Below are 23,787 nucleotides of genomic sequence, written 5' to 3'. Positions count from 1 at the left end.
CCGTGGCACTGCCCGCCACCGGCGTCCTCGGCACCGTGGCGGTGCTCGGGGACGACGTTCTCGGACTTCCGGGTGCCGAACGCTGTGACGACCTGATCAAGCTCGCTGAGCTGCTGCCGGACACCGTGGTGGTTGCGTGGCCGCCGGCCCAGTCCGACGGAGCGGATGTGGCGGCTGCCACCCACGCGGCCGTCACCCGTGCGCTGGAGCTGCTGCGGACCTGGCTGGCCGAGGAGGCCTTCGCGCACTCGCGCCTGGTCCTCGTGACCCGTGGCGCGGTGGCTGCCGCCGACGGTGAGGACATCCGCGACCTGGTCTCGGCTGCCGTGGCGGGTCTGGTGCGTTCGGCGCAGTCGGAGAACCCCGGCCGCATCGTGCTGCTCGACCTCGACGACGACGCGACCTCGCAGGCCGTGCTCGCCGCCGCCGTCGACTCGGGCGAGCCGCAGCTCGCGCTGCGTGCCGGGGCGGCCTTCGCACCGCGCCTGGCGCGCGTCCCGCTCGCGGCGGAGGAGCCGCCGCTCCCGGCGGTGGACCCGGAGGGGACGGTGCTGCTGACCGGCGCGACCGGTTCGCTGGGCGCGGTGGTGGCGCGGCACCTGGTGACGGAGTACGGCGCGCGTCGCCTGCTGCTGGTCTCCCGGCGCGGTGCCGAGGCACCCGGTGGGGCCGCGCTGGCGGCCGAACTCGACGAGCTGGGCGCCGAGGCGCAGTTCGCGGCCTGCGACGTGGCGGACCGCGCCGCACTCGCGGCCCTGCTGGGCTCGCTGGAGCACCCGCTGACCGCCGTGGTGCACACCGCCGGTGTGCTGGACGACGGCGTGATCTCGTCCCTCACCCCCGAGCGGATGGATGCCGTGCTGCGCCCGAAGGTGGACGCGGCCTGGCACCTGCACGAGCTGACCAAGAATCAGGATCTGTCCGCCTTCCTGCTGTTCTCCTCGGCCGCCGGGGTCTTCGGCAACGCCGGCCAGGGCAACTACGCGGCGGCCAACAGCTTCCTGGACGCCCTCGCCCAGCACCGCCGCTCGGCAGGCCTGCCGGCGACCTCGCTGGCTTGGGGTCTGTGGGCCGAGGACGGCGGCATGGCGGGCGAGTTGGGCTCGGCCGACGTCGAGCGCATGGCGCGCGGCGGTGTGCTGCCGCTCTCCTCGGCGGAGGGTCTGGCACTGCTGGACGCGTCGGCGCGCTCCGGCGAGCCGGTCCTGGTGCCGGTCCGGCTGGAACTGGCCGGTCTGCGGGCGCAGGCGGAGGCGGGTCTGCTGCCCCCGCTGCTGCGTGGCCTGGTCCGGGTGTCCAAGCGGCGCGCGGTCGAGGTCAGCGGCCCGAGCCTGGCCGAGCGGCTCGCGGGCGTGCCCGAGGCCGAGCGCGACGCCGTCCTGCTGGAGTTGGTCTGCTCGGAGGTCGCGGCGGTTCTCGGCTATGCCGGGCCGCATGCCGTGGAGGCCGACCGGGCCTTCAAGGACCTGGGCTTCGACTCGCTGACCGCCGTCGAGCTGCGCAACCGCCTCAACGGGGTCACCGGCCTGCGACTCCCGGCCACGCTGGTCTTCGACTACCCGTCGCCGACGGCCCTGGTCGACCTGCTGCGGGCGCAGTCAGTGCCGGACCCGGCCCAGGCCGTTCTGCCGCTGCTGGCGGAGCTGGACCGGTTGGAGGCGGCGTTGCTGGGCGCGGTCCCCGACGGCGAGGGTCACCTGCGGATCGCCGGCCGCCTGCAGTCCCTGCTCGCCCGGTGGAACGACCAGCAGGTCACGGCCGAGGAGGAGGCCGCCGTCGCGGAGCAGCTCGACGAGGCCACCGATGACGACCTCTTCGACTTCATCGGCAAGGAATTCGGCATCTCCTGACCACCGTCCGATCTTTCTGCAACATCCCCGAGAGGTGACCTGACATGCCGGCTGAGATGGCGGCCGAGGAGAAGCTTCGGTACTTCCTGAAGCGGGTGACGGCGGATCTCCACGAGACGCGTCGCCGACTGAAGGAGTACGAGGACGGCGAACAGGAGCCGATCGCGATCGTCGGCATGGCCTGCCGGTTCCCGGGCGGTGTCGCCTCGCCGGAGGGCTTGTGGGATCTGGTGGCCGACGGGCGGGACGCGGTGTCGTTCTTCCCGGAGGACCGTGGCTGGGACGTGGAGAACCTCTACCACCCGGACCCGGACCACCCGGGGACGTCCTACTCCCGTGAGGGCGGCTTCCTGCACCGCGCGGGGGCGTTCGACCCGGCGTTCTTCGGCATCAGCCCGCGTGAGGCGATGTCGATGGACCCGCAGCACCGCCTGCTGCTGGAGACCTCCTGGGAGGCGTTCGAGCGGGCCGGGATCGACCCGGCCACGCTCAAGGGCAGCCGCACCGGTGTCTTCGTCGGCGTGATGTACAACGAGTACGGTGTGCTGCTCCAGCAGTCGGTCGAGGGCCTGGAGGGCCAGGTCGGCACGGGCACCTCGGCGAGCATCGCCTCGGGCCGGGTGTCCTACACGCTGGGCCTGGAGGGTCCGGCGGTGACGATCGACACCGCCTGCTCCTCGTCGCTGGTGGCCCTGCACCTGGCCTGCCAGTCGCTGCGCTCGGGGGAGTCGACGCTGGCCCTGGCCGGTGGTGTCACCGTGATGCTGACGCCGGGCACCTTCGTGGAGTTCAGCCGTCAGCGCGGCCTGGCGACCGACGGACGGTGCAAGGCGTTCTCGGACGCCGCGGACGGTACCGGCTGGGGTGAGGGCGTCGGCATGCTGCTGGTCGAGCGGCTCTCGGACGCGCAGCGGAACGGGCACCCCGTCCTCGCCGTCGTGCGCGGCAGCGCGGTCAACCAGGACGGCGCGAGCAACGGGCTGACCGCGCCCAACGGTCCGTCGCAGCAGCGCGTCATCAGGCAGGCGCTCGCGGGGGCCGCCCTCACCGGCGACCAGGTCGACGTGGTCGAGGCGCACGGCACCGGCACCACGCTGGGCGACCCGATCGAGGCGCAGGCGCTGCTGGCCACCTACGGGCAGGCGCGTCCGGCGGACCGGCCGCTGTGGCTGGGCTCGGTCAAGTCGAACCTGGGCCACACCCAGGCCGCCGCCGGCGCTGCCGGGATCATGAAAATGGTCATGGCGATGCGTCATGGCGTGCTGCCGAAGACCCTGCACGTCACCGAGCCGTCCACGCACGTGGACTGGTCGGCAGGTGCGGTGGAGCTGCTGACGGAGGAGCGGGACTGGCCGGAGACCGGCGAGCCGCGCCGCTCGGCGGTGTCGTCGTTCGGCTTCAGCGGCACCAACGCGCACATCATCCTGGAGCAGGCCCCGACGGCTGAGGCCCCGGAGGCTGCCGAGGAGCAGCCTGCGTCCGCGGAACGGACCCCGGTGGTGCCCTGGGTGCTGTCCGGCCGTACGACGGACGCGCTGCGCGCGCAGGCCGCGCGGCTGCTGAGCCGTCTGGACGCCGGGGCCGGGACGGCCGTCGCCGACGTCGCCTACTCGCTGGCCACGACGCGGGCGGCGTTCGAGTACCGGGCGGCCTTGGTGGGCGGCGAGCCCGAGGAGCTGCGGCGCGGGCTGGAGTCGCTGGCCCGTGGCGAGTCGGCGGCCCGGGTGGTCACCGGCCGGGCGGGCACGGCCGGTCGCACGGCGTTCCTGTTCGCGGGCCAGGGCAGTCAGCGGGCCGGGATGGGCCGTGAGCTGTATGAGGCGTTCCCGGTGTTCGCGGCGGCGTTCGACACGGTGTGCGCGGAGGTGGACCGGCACCTTGACCGCCCGTTGAAGGACGTCGGGGAACGGATCGACGAGACGGCGTACACGCAACCTGCGTTGTTCGCCCTTGAGGTGGCACTGTTCCGGCTTGTCGAGTCCTGGGGTGTGCGGCCGGACTTCCTGGCCGGTCACTCGATCGGCGAGATCGCGGCGGCGCATGTGGCGGGTGTGCTCTCGCTCGGCGACGCGGCGAAGCTTGTGGCGGCGCGTGGTCGTCTGATGCAGGCGCTGCCTTCGGGTGGCGCGATGGTGGCGGTGCAGGCGTCCGAGGACGAGGTGCTGCCGCTGCTGACCGCCGAGGTGGGGATCGCGGCGGTCAACGGCCCGACCTCGGTGGTGCTTTCGGGCACCGAGGCGGCCGTGCTGGCCGTGGCGGAGCAGCTGGCGGCGCAGCGTCGCAAGACCAAGCGCCTGACGGTCAGTCACGCGTTCCACTCGCCGCTGATGGACCCGATGCTGGACGAGTTCCGCGCCGTCGTAGCCGGTCTGACCTTCGACGCCCCCCGGATCCCGATCGTCTCCACCCTCGACCGGTCCGCCGACCTCACCACTCCCGACTACTGGGTGCGCCACGTCCGCGAGGCCGTCCGCTTCGCCGACGCCGTCGAGACCCTGGAGCGCCAGGGCGTCCGCACGTTCCTGGAGCTCGGCCCGGACGGCACCCTCACCGCGCTCGCGCAGGGGTGCGTCACCGAGGACGCCGGCTTCGCCCCCGCCCTGCGCCGCGACCGCGCCGAGGCGGAGAGCTTCACCACCGCCCTCGCCCAGCTGCACACGCGCGGGGTCAGGCTCGACTGGGAGTCGGTCTTCGCGGGGACGGACGCACGGCGCGTCGACCTGCCCACCTACGCCTTCCAGCACGAGCTCTTCTGGCCCCGGCCGCTGACCGGCTGGGTCGGCGATGTGGCCTCCGCCGGTCTCGGCGCCGCCGACCACCCGCTGCTCGGAGCCTCGCTCGCGCTGGCCGACGCCGACGGTCACCTGTTCACTGGCCGGCTCGCGCTGGACAGCCACCCCTGGTTGGCCGACCACGCCGTGGCCGGCACCGTGCTGCTGCCCGGCACCGCCTTCGTGGAGCTGGCGATCCGCGCCGGTGACCAGGTGGGCTGCGGCCGCCTGGACGAGCTGTCGCTGGAGGTGCCGCTGTTCCTGCCCGCGAAGGGCGCGGTGCGGGTCCAGCTCTGGGTCGGTACGGCGGACGACTCCGGCCGTCGCACCGTCAACCTGTACTCCCAGCCGGAGGACGCGCCGGACGAGGAGCCGTGGACGCGGCACGCCACCGGCGTGCTCGCCCCCGACGCGGCCACTCAGCCCGCCGCCGAGCTCGTCGCGTGGCCGCCGGCCGGTGCGGAGCCGGTGGACGTCGAGGCGCTCTACGACGGCTTCGCGGCCGCCGGCTTCGGTTACGGTCCGGTCTTCCAGGGGCTGCGGAAGGCGTGGCGGCACCGCGGGGAGCTCTTCGCCGAGGTCGAACTGCCGGAGGAGAGCCGTACCGAGGCGGGCTTCTTCGGCCTGCACCCGGCGCTGCTCGACGCCTCCCTGCACGCCATCGGTCTCGGCGGCGTGCTGGAGGACACCGGCCAGGCCCGGCTGCCGTTCGCCTGGTCGGGCGTCTCGCTGCACGCAGCCGGTGCGGTCGACCTGCGGGTGCGGATCGCGCCGCAGGGCCCCGACACCGTTGCCCTGACCCTGGCCGACGGCACCGGCGCACCGGTGGCCTCGGTGGAGTCGCTGGTGCTGCGTCCGGTGGCGATGGAGCAGCTGGCCGCGAGCCGCGCGGCTCACCACGACTCGCTGTTCCGGCTGGACTGGACGTCCCTGTCCCTGGCGGACGCCCAGCAGGCGGACGCCGCTGACGGGTCGTGGGCCGTGCTGGGCTCGGCCGACGGCCTCGGCTTGGCAGGGGCGGTCGCGTACCCCGACCTGGACGCCCTGCTCGCGGCGGTCCACGCCGGTGCGGAGGCACCTCGGACCCTGCTCGCCGCCTTCGGCGAGCCGGAGGGCGACGACATCGCCGCGACCACGCATCGGAGCGCCCACCGGGCACTCGCCCTCCTCCAGCGCTGGCTGGCGGAGGAGCCGCTCGCCGACGCCCGGCTGGTCGTGCTGACCCGTGGCGCGGTCGCGACCGGCACCGGTGACGAGGTCACCGACCTGCCGTCCGCAGCCGTCTGGGGTCTGCTGCGCTCCGCGCAGTCGGAGAACCCGGACCGGATCGTGCTGGTCGACATGGACGCCGACGCGGCCTCACCGGCCGTGCTCACGGCCGCCCTCGACACCGGTGAGCCGCAGCTCGCGCTGCGCGCCGGTGTCGCCTACGCGCCCGCTCTGGTCCGCGAGCCGGTCACGGGAGAGGCGTCGCCGCCGGCTGTGGACCCGGAGGGCACGGTGCTGGTGACCGGCGCGACCGGTTCGCTGGGCGCGGTGGTGGCGCGGCACCTGGTGACCGCGTACGGCGCGCGCCGACTGCTGCTCGTTTCGCGGCGGGGCGCCCAGGCGCCCGGTGGGGCCGAGCTGGCGGCCGAACTCGGCGAGCTGGGCGCCGAGGTGGCGCTCGCCGCGTGCGACGTTGCCGACCGCGACGCACTCGCGGCCGTGCTCGGCTCGCTGCAGCACCCGCTGACCGCCGTGGTGCACACCGCCGGTGTGCTGGACGACGGCATCCTCTCGTCCCTCACCCCCGAACGGATCGACAGTGTGCTGCGCCCCAAGGTGGACGCGGCCTGGCATCTGCACGAGCTGACGAAGGACCAGGACCTCGCCGCGTTCGTACTGTTCTCCTCCGCCGCCGGTACCTTCGGCACCGCGGGGCAGGCCAACTACGCGGCCGCCAACGCCTTCCTGGATGCGCTGGCCCAGCAGCGGCGCGGGATCGGCCTGCCGGCCACCTCGCTGGGCTTCGGTCCGTGGGCCGAGGACGCCGGTATGGCGGGCGAGTCGGACGGCTCGACCCGGCAGCGGATGGCCCGTGGCGGCGTCGGCGCGCTGACCGCCGAGGAGGGCCTGGCGCTGCTCGACGCGGCGCTGGGCACCGGGCGGCCCGCGCTGGTCCCGATCCACCTGGATCCGGCCGGGCTGCGGGTCCAGGCCGAGGCCGGTCTGCTGCCGCCCTTGCTGCGCGGCCTGGTCCGGGTTCCGATGCGTCGCGCGGCGAGCGCCGCGGCCGCGGCGGGCGCCTCGGAGCTGGCGCAGCGGCTCGCCGCCCTTCCGGAGGCCGACCGCGAGGCCGCTCTGCTGGAGCTGGTGCGCGCCGAGGCGGCCGGAGTGCTGGGCTATGCCGGCGCGCACGCGGTGGAGGGCGACCGGGCGTTCAAGGACCTCGGCATCGACTCGCTGACCGCCGTCGAGCTGCGCAACCGCCTGAACGCCGTCACCGGTCTGCGGCTGCCGGCCACGCTCGTCTTCGACTACCCGAACCCGGCCGCCCTGGCCGAGCAGCTGGACACCGAGCTTCGCGGCTCCGCGCCGGCCGACGCCGTCCCGGCCACCGGCCTGCCCGCCACCGCGGGCGTCTCCGACGACCCGATCGCGATCATCGGGATGGCCTGCCGCTACCCCGGCGGCGTGACCTCGCCCGAGGACCTGTGGCGGCTGGTGGCGGACGGTGTGGACGGGGTCTCCGGCTTCCCCACCGACCGGGACTGGCCGCTGGAGGCGCTCTACCACAGCGACCCGGAGCAGCCCGGCACTTCCTACACCCGGGAGGGCGGCTTCCTGCACGACGCCGCAGGCTTCGACCCGGCCTTCTTCGGCATCTCGCCGCGCGAGGCGGTCTCGGTCGACCCGCAGCACCGGCTGTTGCTGGAGACGTCCTGGGAGGCGTTCGAGCGGGCCGGGATCGATCCGGCCACCCTGCGGGGCAGCCGCACCGGCGTCTTCGCCGGCGTCATGTACGGCGACTACGCCCCCCTGCTGATGGCTTCGGCGGACGCCCTGGAGGGGTACGTCGGCACCGGCAGCTCCAGCAGCGTGGCCTCCGGCCGGGTCTCGTACACCTTCGGACTGGAGGGCCCGGCGGTGACGATCGACACCGCCTGCTCGTCCTCCCTGGTCGCCCTGCACCTGGCCGCCCAGGCGCTGCGCAGCGGCGAGTGCTCGCTGGCGCTGGCCGGCGGCTCGGTGGTGATGGCCTCGCCGTCGCCGTTCGTCGAGTTCAGCCGCCAGCGCGGGCTGGCCGCCGACGGTCGGTGCAAGGCGTTCTCCGCCGAAGCGGACGGGACCAGTTGGGCCGAGGGAGTCGGCATGCTGCTCGTGGAGCGGCTCTCCGACGCCCGGCGCAACGGGCATCCGGTGCTGGCGATCGTGCGTGGCTCGGCGGTCAACCAGGACGGCGCCAGCAACGGTCTGACCGCCCCCAACGGACCCGCCCAGCAGCGAGTGATCAAGCAGGCCCTGGCGAACGCCGGACTGTCGGCCGCCCAGGTCGACGTGGTCGAGGCGCACGGGACCGGCACTCCGCTGGGCGACCCGATCGAGGCGCAGGCGCTGCTGGCCACCTACGGGCGGGAGCACACCGCCGAGCACCCGCTCTGGCTGGGCTCGATCAAGTCGAACCTGGGCCACACCCAGGCGGCGGCGGGTGCGGCCGGAATCATGAAGATGGTCATGGCGATGCGGCACGGTGTGCTGCCGCGCACCCTGCACGTCGGCGAGCGGACCCCGCACGTGGACTGGGAGGCGGGCGCGGTCGAGCTGCTGACCGAGCAGCAGGACTGGCCGCAGACCGGTGAGCCGCGAAGGGCGGCCGTGTCGTCCTTCGGGTTCAGCGGGACCAACGCGCACGTGATCATCGAGCAGGCAGCCGAGCCCGAGGAGCCGCCGGCTTCTGAGCCCGCCGCCTCCGGGACGGCGGTCGTGCCGTGGGTGCTGTCGGCTCGCTCCGAGCCGGGCCTGCGCGGCCAGGCCGAGCGGTTGCTGGCCTGGCTGGACGCCGAGCCCGAGGTCGGCACGGCGGACGTCGCCTGCGCGCTGGCGACCTCCCGGACGGCCTTCGAGCACCGGGCGGCGCTGGTCGGCGCCGACCGCGAGGAGCTGACCGACGCGCTGCGGGCGCTGGCCCGTGCCGAGACGACGGCGCCCCGAGTGGTGGCCGGGCAGACCGGTCGTGCGGGCCGCACCGCCTTCCTGTTCACCGGCCAGGGCGCTCAGCGGGCCGGGATGGGCGCCGAGTTGTACGAGGCGTTCCCTGTGTTCGCCGAGGCCTTCGACGCGGTCTGCGCGGAGCTGGACCGGCACCTGGACGGCTCGCTGAAGGAGATCGTCTTCACCGGCGAGCGGATCGACGAGACCGGCCGCACCCAGCCCGCGCTCTTCGCCCTCCAGGTGGCGCTCTTCCGCCTGGTCGAGTCCTGGGGCGTGAAGCCCGGCTTCCTGGCCGGCCACTCGGTCGGTGAGCTGGCGGCCGCGCACGTCGCGGGTGTGTTCTCGCTCGGCGACGCGGCGAAGCTGGTGGCGGTCCGTGGTCGTCTGATGCAGGCGCTGCCGTCCGGTGGCGCGATGGTGGCGGTGCAGGCGTCCGAGGACGAGGTGCTGTCGCTGCTCGCAGGCCGCGAGGACGAGGTGGGCATCGCCGCCGTCAACGGCCCGCTGGCCGTGGTGCTGTCCGGCGTCGAGCAGGCCGTGCAGGAGGTGGCCGAGAAGCTGGCCGCCGAGGGTCGCAGGACCAAGCGGCTGACGGTCAGTCACGCGTTCCACTCGCCGTTGATGGAGCCGATGCTGGCGGAGTTCCGAGCCGTCGCGGAGTCGTTGGAGTTCCACGAGCCGCGGATCCCGATCGTCTCCACCCTCGACCAGGACGCCGACCTCGGCACGCCCGATTACTGGGTGCGCCATGTCCGCGAGGCCGTCCGCTTCGCCGACGCCGTGCAGACCCTGGAGGGCGAGGGCGTCCGGACGTTCCTGGAGCTGGGCCCGGACGGCACTCTGAGCACCCTCGGTCAGGACTGCGTCACCGAGGAGGCGCACTTCGCGTCCGTGCTGCGGCGCGACCGCCCCGAGGCCGAGACGTTCACCACCGCCCTCGCGGGGCTGTACGTGCGCGGCGTCAAGCTCGACTGGGAGGCCGTCTTCGCGGGCACGGGCAGCCGCCGTGTCGACCTGCCCACGTACGCCTTCCAGCGTGAGCGCTACTGGCCCAAGCCGTACGCCGGAACGTTCGGGGACGTGTCCTCGGCCGGGCTGGGCGCGGCGAACCACCCGCTGCTGGGTGCGTCCCTCTCCCTGGCGGACGCGGACGGTCACGTCTTCACCGGCCGGCTCGCCCTGGACACCCATCCGTGGCTGGCCGACCACGCCGTGATGGGCGCGGTCCTGCTGCCCGGCACGGCCTTCGTGGAGCTCGCGATCCGGGCCGGCGACCAGGCCGGCTGCGACCGGCTGGAGGAGCTGACCCTGGAGGCGCCGCTGGTGCTTCCCGAGCGTGGCGCTGTGCGGGTGCAGGTGACCGTGAGCGCGCCGGACGCGTCCGGGCACTGCCGGTTCAGCCTGCACTCGCGGCCGGAGGACGCCCCGCTGGACCTGCCCTGGACCCGGCACGCCACCGGTGAACTGGCCGCCGGTCTGCCCGCCGCGGCGTTCGACACGGCCGAGTGGCCGCCGACCGGTGCCGAGCCCGTCCCGGTGGACGGCCTCTACGACGGCTTCGCCGCGCTCGGCTTCGACTACGGCCCGGCCTTCCGGGGCGTGCGGGCCGCCTGGCGGCGCGACGGCGAGCTCTTCGCCGAGCTGGCGCTGCCCGAGGACCAGCGCGCGCAGGCCACGGCCTTCGGACTGCACCCGGCCCTGCTCGACTCCGCCCTGCACACCCTCGCACTCGGCGGGATCCTGCCGGAGACGGTCGGCGGACGCCTGCCGTTCGCCTGGAGCGGGGTGCGCCTGCACGCCACCGGCGCGTCGGAACTGCGGGCGCGCGTCCGGCCGCAGGGGGAGAACGGGATCGCGCTGGAGCTGTCCGACGCCACCGGCGCGGCCGTGGCGGCCGTCGACTCGCTCGCGCTGCGCCCGATCTCGCCCGAGCAGCTCGGCGCCGCCGGTGGCGGCCTGGGTGACGCGCTGTTCGGCCGGGAGTGGGTGGCTGTACCGGTGCCCGGCGAAGCTGTCGCGGTCGGCCCGGACTGGGCGGTGCTCGGCGTGGACCGCGAGGACGACGGCACAGCGGTCGAGGCGATCCACGCGGGAGGCACGCCCGCCCACGCCGACCTGGCCGCGCTCGCGGCGGCCGTCGCCGCAGGCGCGCCGATGCCGCGGATCGTCCTGGCCCCCTGTCCGCGGCTCGTCGCCGACGGACTCGACGTCGTCTCGGCGGCGCACGAGGCGGCACACCGGGCGCTGGACCTGGTCCAGCGGTGGCTCACGCAGGAGTGCGCGGACGAGGCGCGACTGGTGCTGGTCACCCGCGGCGCGCTGGCCACGCGACCGGGGGAGGACGTGACCGACCTCCCGTCGGCCGCCGTCTGGGGCCTGCTCCGTTCCGCGCAGACCGAGAACCCCGACCGGTTCGTCCTGATCGACATCGACGACCACGAGGACTCCGCCCGGGTGCTGCCTGCGGCACTCGCCCTCGACGAGCCCCAACTGGCCGTCCGGGACGGGCGGATCCTGGCTCCCCGGCTGACCCGGGTGGCCCTTCCGGGCCGGCCCGCCGAGCCTGGTCTCTCGGCCGAGCCCGACCAGGCGGCCGAGCCCGGTGATCCGGCCCCGACCGGCCGCGCCACCTGGAACCCGTCCGGCACGGTCCTGCTCACCGGCGCCAGCGGCTCGCTGGGCCGCCTACTGGCGGGGCATCTGGTCGCCGAGCACGGCGTGCGGCATCTGCTGCTGGTCTCCCGGCGCGGCGAAACCGCGGAAGGCGCGGCCGAGTTGCAGCGCCGGCTGGCCGAGCTCGGCGCCGAGGTGCGGTTCGCCGCCTGCGATGCGGCCGACCGGACCGCGATGGCCCAGCTGCTCGCCGCCGTGCCGGCCGAGCATCCGCTGACCGCCGTGGTGCACGCGGCCGGTGTGCTCGACGACGGCGCCGTGGTCTCGCTCACCCCCGACCGGGTGGACCGGGTGCTGCGTCCCAAGGTCGACGCGGCGTGGCTGCTGCACGAGCTCACCATGGATCAGCAGCTGGACGCCTTCGTGCTGTTCTCCTCGGCCTCCGGCGTCCTCGGCGGCCCCGGCCAGGCCAACTACGCGGCCGGCAACGCCTTCCTGGACGCGCTCGCCGAGCACCGGCGCGCCCACGGCCTGCGCGCGACCTCGCTGGCCTGGGGCCTGTGGGCCGGGAGCGGCGGCATGACCGGCGATCTGACCGAGGCGGACCTCCAGCGGATGGCCCGCGGCGGCGTGGCGCCGCTCTCCGACACGGAGGGACTGGCCCTCTTCGACGCCGCAGGCGCGTTGGACGAGACCGTGCTGGTGCCGGTCAGGCTCAACCTGGCCGGGCTGCGCGCCCACGCCGCCGCGACCGGGCAGCTGCCCGCGCTGCTGCGCGGCCTGGTGCGGGTGCCGGTGCGCCGGGCGGCGGCCGGTGAGCAGGAGACGGCCGGGGCGCTGGCGGAGCGGCTCGCCGGGCGTACCGAGGGGGAGCGGGAGGCCGTGCTGCTCGACCTGGTGCGTGCCCACGCCGCCGCCGCGCTCGGCCACCCGGGCCCGGAGTCGGTGGAGACCGAACGGGGTTTCCTGGAGCTCGGCTTCGACTCGCTGACCTCGGTGGAGCTGCGCAACCGGCTGGCTCTGGCCACCGGTCTGCGACTGCCGGCGACGCTGCTCTTCGACCACCCCACCCCGCGGCAGCTGGCCGTCCGGCTGCGTGAGCGGCTGGCGTCGGCGGACGGTCCCGCCGGGCCGGGAGCCGGGCCGGAGAGCCGGCCGCTCGGCACCATCGGGGCGATGCTGCGCACCGCCGCCGAGAGCGGGCGCAGCCAGGAGTTCATGGCCCTGCTCTTCGCCGCCTCGCGCTTCCGGCCGACCTTCGGGGCGGACCCGGCGAACGCGCCGGTACCGGAGCTGCTGCGCCTGGCGGAGGGGCCCGAGCAGCCCGTCCTGGTCTGTCTGCCCTCGCTGTTGGCGATCTCCGGCCCGCACCAGTACGCGCGGATCGCGGCGGCCTTCCGTGGCCGGCGCAGCGTCCTGGCGATGCCGCTGCCGGGCTTCGTGGAGGGTGAGGCGCTGCCCGAGACGGCACAGGCGATGCTCGAACTGAGCGCGCAGGCCGTCCTGCGGGTCACCGGGGGAGCCCCGTTCGCGCTGCTCGGCCACTCCACCGGCGGGCTGCTGGCCCAGGCCGTCGCAGGCCGGCTGGAGGAGCTGGGCGCCCGCCCGGAGGGGGTCGTCCTGGTGGACACCTACGCCTTCGCCGACGGCGGAGCGACGGGCGCGGCGGGCGAGCCGTCCGAACCGGTCACCGACACCGGCGAGTCGGGCGCCCTGGACGCCGCGGCGGCGGTGCTGCCCGCGCTGACCGGCGCGATGCTCGCCCGCGAGGGCGGCTACGTCCCGATGGACGACACCAGGCTCACCGCGATGGGCGGCTACCTGCGGCTGTTCGCCGGCTGGCGGCCCGCCGCGATCACTGCACCGACCCTGCTGATCAAGGCCTCGGAGGCGCTTCCCGCCCCGGGCGCCGGCGAGGCGTCGGCGGGTGCGGCGGTGGCTTCCTGGCCGCTGCCGCACACCGAGGTGGACGGCCTGGGCGACCACTTCACCGTGATGGAGGAGCACGCCGCCGCCACCGCCGAACTGATCGACCAGTGGCTGCGCTCGGTGGGCTGACACCTCACGCCACCGACGCCACCGACAGCGCCGGGCGGGAGCCCCCGTCCCGCCTGGCGCGACCGCGGCCGCTCCGCCCCGCCCCCGACGGGCCGGGGCGGCCGCCCCTTCCACGACTGCCAAGCCCCACGAGAGAAGGACGAGACACCCGATGACCATCACCAGCGCCGAGCACGACCTGTGGATCCGCCGCTTCCACCCGGCCCCGGACGCGAAGGTCCGGCTGCTGTGCCTGCCGCACGCGGGCGGATCGGCCAGCTTCTACTTCCCGGTCTCGGCCGCGCTGTCCCCGGGGATCGAGGTGCTGGCGGTGCAGTACCCGGGCCGTCAGGACCGCCGCTCCGAGCCGAGCATCGGCACCGTCGCCGAGCTGGCGGACCAGGTGTACCGGGCGCTCGGCCCGCTGGACGACAAGCCGTTGGCCCTGTTCGGCCACAGCATGGGCGCGGTCCTGGGCTTCGAGCTGGCCCGCCGGATGGAGGCCGACGGCCGCCGCGCGGCGGTGCTCTTCGCCTCCGGCCGCCGCGGCCCGGCCACCCACCGCGCCGAGTCCGTGCACAAGCGCGACGACGACGGCCTGGTGAGCGAACTCAAGTCGCTCAGCGGCACCAACACCGCGCTGCTGGGGGACGAGGAGATCCTGCGGATGATCCTGCCCGCGATCCGCAACGACTACCGTGCGGTCGAGACCTACGAGCGCCCGGCGGGCGGTCCGCTGACCAGCCAGATCGTGGTGCTGATCGGCGACGACGACCCGAAGTCCACCGTCGAGGAGGCCAAGGCGTGGGCGGAGGAGACCACCGGCGGGTTCTCGCTGCGGGTCTTCCCCGGTGGCCACTTCTACCTGGCCACCCAGCAGAAGGCGGTGCTGGGTGAGATCTCCGACCGGCTCGGGGCGCTGGCCGGCTGAGCGGGGCGCCCGGCGCCGTGCGGGCCGGCCCGCACGGCACGCCGAGCGGCCCGGAGCGGTCGGCATCGGCCGACCTCCCCGGGCCGTTGGGACGGGAGCGGAGCTCCGGTCAGGAGGCCGCCGTCCCGCTCGCCAGGCAGAGCTCGCTCGGCAGGTCCGAGCGCCGGGTCACCTTGAGCTTGCGGTAGACCCGGGTCAGGTGCTGCTCCACCGTGCTGACGGTGATGAACAGCTCGCGGGCTATCTCCCGGTTGGTGTGCCCGAGCGCCGCCAGCGAGGCGACGCGTCGCTCCGCGTCGCTCAGCCCGCCCGCGTCGGGAGCGGCCGCCGCGGGCGCCTCCTCCTCGCGGAGGTCGGAGAACATGCTCGAAAGGCCGCGCTGGACCGGATCGGCCGAGTGCTCCTTGGCCAGCTGCCAGGCCCGGCTCATCATGATCCGCGAGCGCTTGTGGTCGCCCAGGCTCTGGTGCGCGTAGCCCAGGTCCGCCAGGGCCAGGGCCAGTTCGACCCGGGAGTCGCAGCGTTGCAGCTCGTCCACCGCCTGGCGCAGCAGGCCGGGCCGGAACTTGAGCTCGGCGACGGCCGCGCCGAGGCGCACGGTGATGCCGCGCGAGCGCGAGGGGCCCGGCTGGAGCCGCTTGAACTGCTCGTCGATCAGCACCTTGGCCTGCTGGTGGTTGCCCATCTGCAGGTGCACCCGGGCCGCGGCGCCACGCCAGGGCACCACGCTCGGCAGGTCGAGGTCCCAGTCCTGCGCCATCTCGCCGCAGATCAGGAAGTCGTCCAGGGCGGCGTGCGGGTGGTTGGTCGCAAGCCGGTACTCGCCGCGGGCGTGCAGGTAGTGCATGCCGAAGCGGGTCTGGTAGATGGCCTGCGGCACCGGGCGGCTGAGCAGCTGCGCGGCGTCCTCGTAACGGCCCATCAGGGTCTGTGCCATCAGCAGCGTCGCCGTCGGCAGGCCGATGTTGACCCCCCAGCCCTGCCAGGGCATCAGCTCCAGCGCGCTCTTGGCGTAGCGCTCCGCGTCGACCAGCTGCCCTTGGCGCACGGCGATCTGGCTGCGCAGGGCCAGCAGCGGCGGCCGCCAGCCCTCGGTGGCGCGCCCGATCCGGCTGAGCAGGTGCTCGCAGCAGCTCGCGGCCCGCTCCAACTGGTCGCCGTAGATCAGCGCCAGCAGGGCGAACTCGACCTGTTCCCAGTGCCGGTAGGTCAGGCCGATGCTGCGCAGCACCTGCTCGGCGCCCAGGAAGGTGTTCTCGTCGGCCCGCCCGCTGAGCACCTCGTCGAGTGCGGTGGCGGCCTGGAGCTGTGCGTTGGCGCGCACCGCCGCGGGGGTGCGGTCCTTGGCGGGCCTGGACGACTCCAGGGGCGGCAGCTCGCCCAGCACGCCCGGGTAGGAGCTGGCCAGTTGCAGCCTGACGGTCTGGAGCTCGGCCGTGGTGCGTCCGTCCACCGGGCGGTCCTGGGCCAGCAGGTGGTTCAGGACGGTGGTGGCCTCGGTGATCCGGCCGTGCCGCAGCAGGTACTTGACCACCACCACCGAGTGCCGGTCGCCCAACTCGCCGGCGTGCAGCGCGGCGGAGAGCCCCGGCAGCAGGCGGGTGGCGTTGCCCGGTTGGAGCTGCCACTCGACGCCCGCCATCAGGGTCAGCACCTCGCCGCGCTGGCGGGCGTCGGAGCAGCCGCGGTGGGCGTGCTCCACGCAGCGCCGGGCCAGGTCCGCGTCGCCGTCGAAGAGCGCCTGCCGCGCGACGTCGCACAGCACCCGGGTGCTCCACGCCTCGCAGGGCTGGTCGGAGGCCAGCAGCTGCTCGGCGATGGCCCGCTCCGGCGCGCCCTGGCTGTAGAGCAGGCGGGCGGCCTGGGCGTGCATCCAGCCGAGGTCGGCGGCGTCGGTGTCGTGCAGGACCGCGGTGCGCACTGCGGGGTGCCGGAACCGGCCGTGCTCCAGCAGACCGGCCGAGTCCAGGCCGTCGATGACGCCCTTCACCACTCCGGGGAAGAGGCCGAGCAGCTGGCCGAGCAGGTGGTCCGAGACGTGGTCGCCGAAGACGGCGATGCCGCGGGCGACCGCGAGCGCGGCGGGCTCGCTGCGGTGCAAGCAGCTCACCACGGCCTGGGAGAAGGCGAACCCGCCGCCCAGGCCGGCCGGATGCCGTTCGGAGGGCATCCGGGTGCTGGAGCGAAGGTCCTCCAGCAGGCTGTGCACCAGCAGCGGGTTGCCACCCGTCAGGGCGTCGACCCGGTCGGCGAGTTGCTCCGCCCGCTGATCGTCGAGCCGGGTGCCCAGCAGCTCGACCACGCCTTCGTGGGTGAGCGGCCCGAGCATGATCCGGCGGCAGTGCGGCTGGCGCAGCAGCTCGGCATGGAAGGCCGGTTGCGGGTGCTGGCGGGCGGTGCGCTCGGTCAGGACGACGGCGACCCGGGCGGCGCCCAGCCGGCGGATCAGGAAGAGGAGCCACTGCAGGGAGTGCGTGTCGGCGTGGTGCGCGTCGTCCACGCAGATCAGCAGGGGGACGGAGTCCGAGAGTTCGAAGAACACCGCGCAGAGCGCCTGGACCAGGTCGCCCGGCAGTCGGTCGGGGTCGGTCTGCTGGCCGCTGCCTGTTCCATCCGGTCGTGCGGCACGGGTGGCCGCCTCCAGCAGCCGCTGGGCCTGGCCACTGCGCTCGACGCTGAGCGGGGCCTGCTGGAGGAGCTGGACGACGATGCTGAGCGGCGTGCGCTGTTCTGCCTGCGCGCCGGTGGCCCGCAGGACCGTGGCGCCGACGCTGCCCGCGTGCTCGCACACGGCGCTCAGCAGCAGGGACTTGCCGCTCGCCACGGGACCGACGACCAGGCCGACCGAGCCGGCGCCCTGGACTGCGGCCGTGGTGATTCTGGTGAGGGCGAGCAGTTCCTCGGCGCGTTCGATGAGGCTGTGTCGGCCCGTCATGTAAATGCTCCTTGCTTCGGGTTCCCTGATTCCGGCCCAGGTGGTGTCCCGTCATGGACGGACACGGTGTGAAGCGGGGCCTGCTTCGGGGAGGGACACTCCGTACGGCGGCTACCGAAAGGCCAGGTGCTGACCGAGCTCCGTGCTGGTAACACTGTTCCCCCGGCGAAAGTTCGGCCACCCCCGCCGAGGCGCGGCAGCCTGGATCCCGGGTATCGACGGTCCTTTGGTCCGGATCCGACGAGTTACGGGACAACTGTCCTGAACATAACACTGTTGTGGACCGTTACACGACGCCGACAGTCAAGAACTGACTAGAAATTAACGAGGATGAACCGATGGTGCCGGGGTCCGGGTGCCGTGTGACGCAAGTGGAATCGGGCATTCCTGGATCGGCGACGACCGAGGTCGATGCCCCGTTATGCCGTCGGCGCGAAGAGTGATTGACTGTTAAAACTTCATCATTCTGGATAACGGTTCCGTTGACATCGGCGTAACTTCAGAAGACGGTTGTCCCGTAGTTACGGAAGTCTTACGGCAAGGGCCGGTCGGGTCCGGGGAATCCCCCCAATCGGACCCGACCGGCCCTCCGATCGGATTGTTTTTCCGCCAATGAGCGGTTGACATTCGGTCAATGATTCTGGTGACCGGGATCTGCGCCGTGAGTGGGCTCCAGCCGAACCGTCAGCCCCGAACGCCGGTATCGCGGCGGCGGCATGTGGAGCAGCGGTCCGAGGTGGACGACGATCCGGTCGGCGGCCGATTTGGAGATCCCGAACAGCACCCCGACCTCGCGCACCGTCAGGTTGGCCCGCTGGTAGAGCGAGACCAGCAGCACCCGGTCGGCCAGCGACAGCGTCCAGCGGCGTCCTGCCCGCGGCGTGTCGGCCTCCGCATACGGCTGCAGCGTCTGCAGCAGCTCCTCGAACCCGTCCGTATCGAGGCCGGTGAGGATCTCGACCCATGCGGATTCGGTTGCGCTCACCAATTGCGTCATCGTCGCCGCCTCCCGGGTCGCCCCGTACGGCGGCTCACTCCTCTGGCAGGAGGATCGGAGCGATCTGCTCGAAGACGTCCCCCGGACCCGGGTTGGCCGGGTGAGCGGCGCCCCCGAGGTGACGCACCACGCCCCAGACCGCGTTGAGCGCCGTGGTGACCGCGCCCTCGGCGAACCCCGCCGTCCATGACACGTCGTCACCGGCCAGGAAGAGCCCCTGCTGCTCGGACGGGAAGGAGTCCTGGACGAAGTGGGTGAACAGCCGCCGCTGGTAGCGGTACTGGCCGGGCAGGTTCGCCTTGAAGGCGCCCATGAAGTGCGGCTCGTTCTCCCAGGTCACCGAGATCGGCGGCCCGACGATGTGCCGGCGCAGCTCCACCTCGGGGTAGATCTCGCGGAGTTGGGCGAGCAGCACCTCGAGGCGCTGCTCGTCGTCCAGGGTGGCGACCTTCAACGAGTCGTCGTTCCAGGTGTAGGAGAGACAGATCACCCCGGGCCGATCCGGCCCGTCGTCGAACAGGTAGACCCCGCGCGGCATCCGGTCGCTGAGCGTCATGCTCATCGCGTCACGGCCGGTCACGGGGTCCCGGTCCAGCCAGAACGGCCGGTCGGTGAGCACGAACAGCTTGGAGGAGCCCATGTAGTGGGTCCGCTCGACGGCCGTCCAGTGCGGGGTGGAGAGCAGCGAGGGATCGCACTCGATTCGGTTCAGCAGGGTCCACACGTGCGGGGTGAACACCACCGCCGGGTAGGTCTCCTGGTCACCCGCGGCGTCCTCGACCAGCACACCGTCGGCCACCCGGCGCAGCCCGGTGACCGCGGGACGGGGACTGCCGCCGTGCAGCGACGCCAGCGAGGTGTCGGCGGACCAGTGCGCCGCGGTGCCCGCGGCCAGCGTCCACAGGCCCTGGACCAGGCGACCCGTGCCGCCGACGATGCTCACCTGCTCCTGGTCGGCGCCGGTGAACACCACCCGCAGCACCTCGAGGATCGAGTTGGGGAAGTCGGTGTCCCAGCCGCCGGTGCCGAAGCCGACCTGGCCGAACAGCTCCCGGTGCCGGAACGAGCGGAAGTACGGCGAGGCGGCGAGGAAGCCGTAGAACGACTGGTCGTCCAGGGTGCGCACCATGCGGTTCCACACCGCCTTGAGCAGCGCGGTGTCCCGTCGCCTGACCGAGTCCTCCATCACCGCCAGCTCGGCCTGGTCACGCAGGGTCTTCTCCCAGGCGTCGGCCACCTCCTGGTAGACCGACGGCAGGTCCTCGATGACCCGCGCGTAGTGCCGCTCGCCGCCCAGGTGCACCAGGGTGCTCGGGGTGCCGGCGGCGAGCGGGTTCGGAAACGGCCGGGTCGTCAGACCCAGCCTCTCCAGGTAGTGGAACAGCGTGGTGGCCGAGACCGGGAAACGCATCGCCCCCAGCTCCGCAGCGCACTCCGGGTCGGCCTCGAAGGGCACCGACCGCATCCGGCCGCCCAGCTCCCCGGCCTCGTAGAGCACCGGGCGCAGCCCGAGGCGCAGCAGCTCGTAGCCGGCGACCAGGCCCGCCACACCGCCACCCACCACGGCCACCGGTGTGCCGTGCCGCGGCGCGGGCACCGACCCGAGCCCGGCCGGGTGACGCAGCCAGTCGTCGTAGGCGAAAGGGAAGTCGGGGCCGAACATGGTCAGCGGCGCGGCCACGTCGGGTACGCGCCTCTCGCGTACGCGCGCCTCGCGCACGACGCGGGCGTCGAGCGCCGCCGGATAGCCGCCGGCGCGGTGCTCACTGGCACTCAGGGACATCTGGGGACACCTTTCGGGGCCCGGCTCGTGAGGATCAGCCCAGGGGGCCGGGCAGATCCTGGTAGAGCTCGGGACGCCGGTCATGGAGGTAAGGAGTGTCGGCGCGCGCCTGCGCCACCACGGCCGGGTCGATCTCGGCCAGCAGCAGGCCCTCGACGGGCTCCTCCAGCGTCAGCCGGGTGCCGTCCGGGGCCGCCACCGTGGTCAGCCCGCAGAAGTCCAGGCCGCCCCGCTCGCCGATCCAGTTGGTGTAGGCGACGTAGAGCTGGCTCTCGAAGGCACGGGCGGGTACCAGCGTGCGGGCCACCACGTCCCAGGGGCGCATCAACGCGGTCGGCACCACGAGCAGCTGGGTGCCCGACAGGGCGTGCGCCCGCACCGACTCCGGGAACTCGACGTCGTAGCAGACCAGCAGACCCACCGTCAGGTCGCCCAGGCGCACCCGCACCACACCCTGGTCGCCCGGCGTGAACCGGGACCGGTCCACCTCGCCGAACAGGTGCGCCTTGCGGTAGGAGGCCAGCGTCCCGCCCTCGGCGGAGACCAGCCGGACCGCGTTGTAGACCGCCGACCCGTCGTCCTCCGGCCAGCCGTAGGCCACGGCGATGCCGTGCTCCCGGGCGATCCGGGCCACCTCGGCGCCGTGCGGCCCGTCCAGGGGCTCCGCCGCCTCGGCCAGTGCGGCCGGCCGCAGCGGGTAACCGCCCACCGTCATCTCCGGGGCGACCAGCAGTTGCGCCCCGGCCTCGGCGGCCTGGCGGGCCGCCTCCCGCAAGCGCGCGAGCAGCCGCGGCACGGTCGGCGAGTCGCACGCGGCCTGCCAGCAAGCAATTCTCATCGCGGGCTTCCTCGGGATCCGGTGGAACCACGAGCTGCGGAGTCATCCGGAGCGTCGCACTTACCCTTCCGAAGCTATGGATCACGCCCGACCCCGGGCAACCCCTAACGTCCCCCTAGCGCCCGCCAGTTGCGGGACCGTCCAGTCACGCCGGACGGCCTGCTCAGGGGTCGGTAGGGGAGTGGACAGGGGTGGCGGCCGACGGCGGCGCGGATAGGCTCGAACGGACGCCGACGACCGACAGAACGGGTTGACATGACGATCGGTGAGCCGGGCGGCGACGCTGTCGTCTTCCCCGCCATGGGCCCCTCGCGATTCGCCGACTTCGGCCGGTTCATGGTGGTCGACGCGACCGCCAGGAAGCTGTTCGCAGTCGCCGACGAGGTGCTCGGCTATCGCGTCTTCGACGAGCTGCGCGCCAGCGAGGACGACTACGCGGAAGTCGCCCAGGTCACCTCGTTCGTGGCCTCGCTCGCCCTGGTCGAGTGGGCCGGGCTGTCCGGCGAGACCCACTGCGCCGGGGTCAGCTTCGGCAAGATGGCCGCCGCCGCCCACGCGGGCGTGCTGCCCTTCGAGGAGGCCGTGCGCCTGGTCGCCGAGACCGCCCGGTGCGAACGCGACTACTTCGCCGAGCGGCACACCGACATCGTCACCCACTCCTTCGTCAAGGTCACCGCCGAGACCCTGGACACCCTGCTGGCTGAGCTGGCCGACGCAGGCGAGTGGTACGAGATCTCCTCCTACCTGGACCGGGACATGTTCATGGTCTCGCTCAGCGAAGGGGCGCTGACCGGCTTCAAGCGGCGGATCACCGAGACGGGCGGCTACTCGCTCTACACTATGCGCCCGCCGGCCCACGCGGGCATCTTCGGCGAGCTGCGCGAGCGGGTCGACCGCGAGGTGCTGAACGGCTACCGGCTGTGCGACCCGCGGCTGCCGATCGTCTCCGACCAGGACGGCTCGCTGGTCACCTCCGCCGAGCAGGCCCGCGCGTGGATCCTCGGCGGCATCACCCGCCCGATGCGCTGGCCCGGGGTCGTGGACACCCTGGCGGCCGAGGGCGTGCGGCGCATCAGCGTCGTCGGCCGGGACCGCCTGCTGCGCCGGCTCAAGTGCACCGTCGAGAACTTCACGACCACGACCGTCGCACCGGAGTCCGCACTGCGGCCCAGGAGTTGAGGTGGCGGACCGTTCGACCGAAAGGCACGACCCCTTGACCGACAGCACCAGCGCACCGGCCGGAGCCCTGCTCGCCACCAGCGACCTGCACATCAGCTACGAGGAGAACCGCGACATCGTCCGCGGGCTGCGGCCGAGGACGCCCGCGGACTGGCTGATCGTCGCCGGTGACATCGGCGAGCTGGTCGCCGACGTCGAGTGGACCCTCGGCCTGCTCAGGGAGCGGTTCGCCGAGGTGGTGTGGGCGCCGGGCAACCACGAGCTGTGGACCCACCCCTCCGACCCCGTCCAGCTGCGCGGCGTCGAGCGCTACCGGCACCTGGTGGAGGTCTGCCGCCGCCTGGGCGTGCACAGCCCCGAGGACCCGTACCCCGTGTGGCCCGGCCCCGACGGCCCGGTGCGCATCGCCCCGCTGTTCGTCGGCTACGACTACACCTTCCGGCCGCCGGGCACCGCCACCAAGGAGCAGGCGCTGGCGCGCGCGCACGACACGGGAGTGGTCTGCGCCGACGAGTACCTGCTGCACCCCGACCCGTACCCGAGCCGCGAGGCCTGGTGCCGCGCCCGGGTGGCCGCCACCGAGGAGCGGCTGGCCGCGCTCGACCCGGCGGTGCCCACCGTGCTGGCCAACCACTACCCGCTGGTGCGTCAGCCCACCGACGTCCTGTACTACCCCGAGTTCGCGCAGTGGTGCGGCACCACCGCCACCGCCGACTGGCACACCCGCTTCAATGTGGCGGCGGTGGTCTACGGCCACCTGCACATCCCGCGGACCACCCGCTACGACGGCGTCCGCTTCGAGGAGGTCTCGGTGGGCTACCCGCGCGAATGGCGGCGCCGGGGCGACGTCGTGCCGAGCGGACTGCGTCAGATCCTCCCCGAGGCGGCGAAGCGTTGATCGAGAAGATCCTCCCCGACGCCGTCACGGTCGACGAGAGCCGTGTCGAGGACGAGCCCGTCGAGCTGTTCCCCGCCGAGGTCGAGCACATCGCCCACTCGGTCCCGCGCCGGCAGCAGGAGTTCCGCGCGGTCCGGGCCTGCGCCCGGCGCGCGCTGGCCTCGCTGGGCCTCGCGCCGGTCCCGCTGGTGCCCGGCCCGAGAGGCGAACCCGTGTGGCCCGCAGGTGTGGTGGGCAGCATGACCCACTGCGCGGGCTACCGCGCCGCCGCCCTGGCCCCGGCCGATGCGGTGCTGACCCTCGGCATCGACGCCGAGGTCGACGAGCCCCTCCCGGAAGGCGTTCTGGAGGCCGTCGCACTGCCCGAGGAGCTGCCGATGCTGGCCGCCCTGCGGCGCGCGGATCCGGCCGTGCCCGCCGACCGGCTGCTGTTCAGCGCGAAGGAGAGCGTCTACAAGGCGTGGTTCCCGCTGGCGAGGAAGATGCTGGACTTCACCGAGGCCACCTTGACCATCGACCCGGACGGCACCTTCGCCGCCAGGCTGCTGGTCCCCGGCCCCTTCGCCGGGGGCCGCCGGCTGGCGGGCTTCGAAGGCCGCTGGATCGCCGCGGACGGCCTGGTGGCGACCGCGATCACGGTGCCGCACGGCTGATCGGCCCGACGCCGGCGCGCCCGGAGCCGGCGGCCCAGCGGTGCGGCCGCCCGGGCCGTTGCGGCCTGCCCGGAGATCGGCCGTGCGCGCCTGATTCCGTCTTGGGAT

The 23,787-nt window shown here is 73.7% G+C and carries 8 protein-coding genes and 2 pseudogenes; 6 read left to right on the top strand and 4 right to left on the bottom strand.

Going from position 1 to position 23,787, the window contains the following annotated elements:
• Window positions 1-89: 89 nt before the first annotated feature.
• The 3 genes and pseudogenes from TR49_RS34490 to TR49_RS34480 form a co-directional block, all read left to right on the top strand.
• Window positions 90-1,850 (top strand): annotated as a pseudogene (locus TR49_RS34490) (type I polyketide synthase); the annotation flags it as partial.
• Window positions 1,851-1,948: 98 nt separating this feature from the next.
• Window positions 1,949-13,486, top strand: a pseudogene (locus TR49_RS34485) (type I polyketide synthase); the annotation flags it as partial.
• A 151-nt stretch (window positions 13,487-13,637) separates the two neighbouring features.
• Window positions 13,638-14,396 (top strand): thioesterase II family protein, encoded by a 759-nt coding sequence (locus tag TR49_RS34480; protein ID WP_042389076.1) that lies wholly within the window; start codon window positions 13,638-13,640, stop codon window positions 14,394-14,396.
• A gap of 109 nt (window positions 14,397-14,505) precedes the next feature.
• Here TR49_RS34480 and TR49_RS34475 read toward each other — a convergent pair whose 3' ends face one another.
• The 4 genes from TR49_RS34475 to TR49_RS34460 all read right to left on the bottom strand — a co-directional run bounded on the left by TR49_RS34475 (window position 14,506) and on the right by TR49_RS34460 (window position 20,949).
• Complete coding sequence (locus tag TR49_RS34475; protein ID WP_042389073.1) at window positions 14,506-17,331, bottom strand: helix-turn-helix transcriptional regulator; 2,826 nt, start codon at window positions 17,329-17,331, stop codon at window positions 14,506-14,508.
• Window positions 17,332-17,962: 631 nt separating this feature from the next.
• Window positions 17,963-18,316 carry a helix-turn-helix domain-containing protein gene (locus TR49_RS34470; RefSeq protein WP_160311687.1) on the bottom strand — a complete coding sequence of 118 codons (354 nt, stop codon included), beginning with the start codon at window positions 18,314-18,316 and terminating at the stop codon, window positions 17,963-17,965.
• 46 nt (window positions 18,317-18,362) lie between these two features.
• The gene (locus TR49_RS34465; protein ID WP_042389098.1) at window positions 18,363-19,991 is read right to left on the bottom strand and encodes a flavin monoamine oxidase family protein; all 1,629 of its coding nucleotides are present in this window, start codon (window positions 19,989-19,991) and stop codon (window positions 18,363-18,365) included.
• Between the two features lie 154 nt (window positions 19,992-20,145).
• On the bottom strand, window positions 20,146-20,949 hold the full coding sequence (locus TR49_RS34460) for a carbon-nitrogen hydrolase family protein (protein WP_042389070.1): 804 nt from the start codon (window positions 20,947-20,949) through the stop codon (window positions 20,146-20,148).
• A gap of 255 nt (window positions 20,950-21,204) precedes the next feature.
• Between TR49_RS34460 and TR49_RS34455 the strand changes: the two genes are divergently transcribed.
• Genes TR49_RS34455 through TR49_RS34445 form a run of 3 tightly spaced genes read left to right on the top strand, consistent with a single transcriptional unit; the run spans window position 21,205 to window position 23,679 of the window.
• Window positions 21,205-22,128 carry a hypothetical protein gene (locus TR49_RS34455; RefSeq protein ID WP_042389067.1) on the top strand — a complete coding sequence of 308 codons (924 nt, stop codon included), beginning with the start codon at window positions 21,205-21,207 and terminating at the stop codon, window positions 22,126-22,128.
• Between the two features lie 34 nt (window positions 22,129-22,162).
• A complete protein-coding gene (locus tag TR49_RS34450) occupies window positions 22,163-23,026 on the top strand; it encodes a metallophosphoesterase family protein (protein WP_201776271.1) in 864 nt (287 codons plus the stop codon).
• The gene (locus TR49_RS34445) at window positions 23,023-23,679 is read left to right on the top strand and encodes a 4'-phosphopantetheinyl transferase family protein (RefSeq protein WP_042389061.1); all 657 of its coding nucleotides are present in this window, start codon (window positions 23,023-23,025) and stop codon (window positions 23,677-23,679) included. The genes TR49_RS34450 and TR49_RS34445 overlap by 4 nt, the downstream gene beginning before the upstream one ends.
• Window positions 23,680-23,787: the final 108 nt, after the last annotated feature.

It is taken from the genome of Streptacidiphilus melanogenes (assembly GCF_000787835.1).
In the GTDB taxonomy this organism is placed as follows: Bacteria; Actinomycetota; Actinomycetes; order Streptomycetales; family Streptomycetaceae; genus Streptacidiphilus; species Streptacidiphilus melanogenes.
The sequence above is the reverse complement of the archived record's forward strand: the minus strand, read 5'-3'. Positions and strand labels throughout refer to the sequence as shown.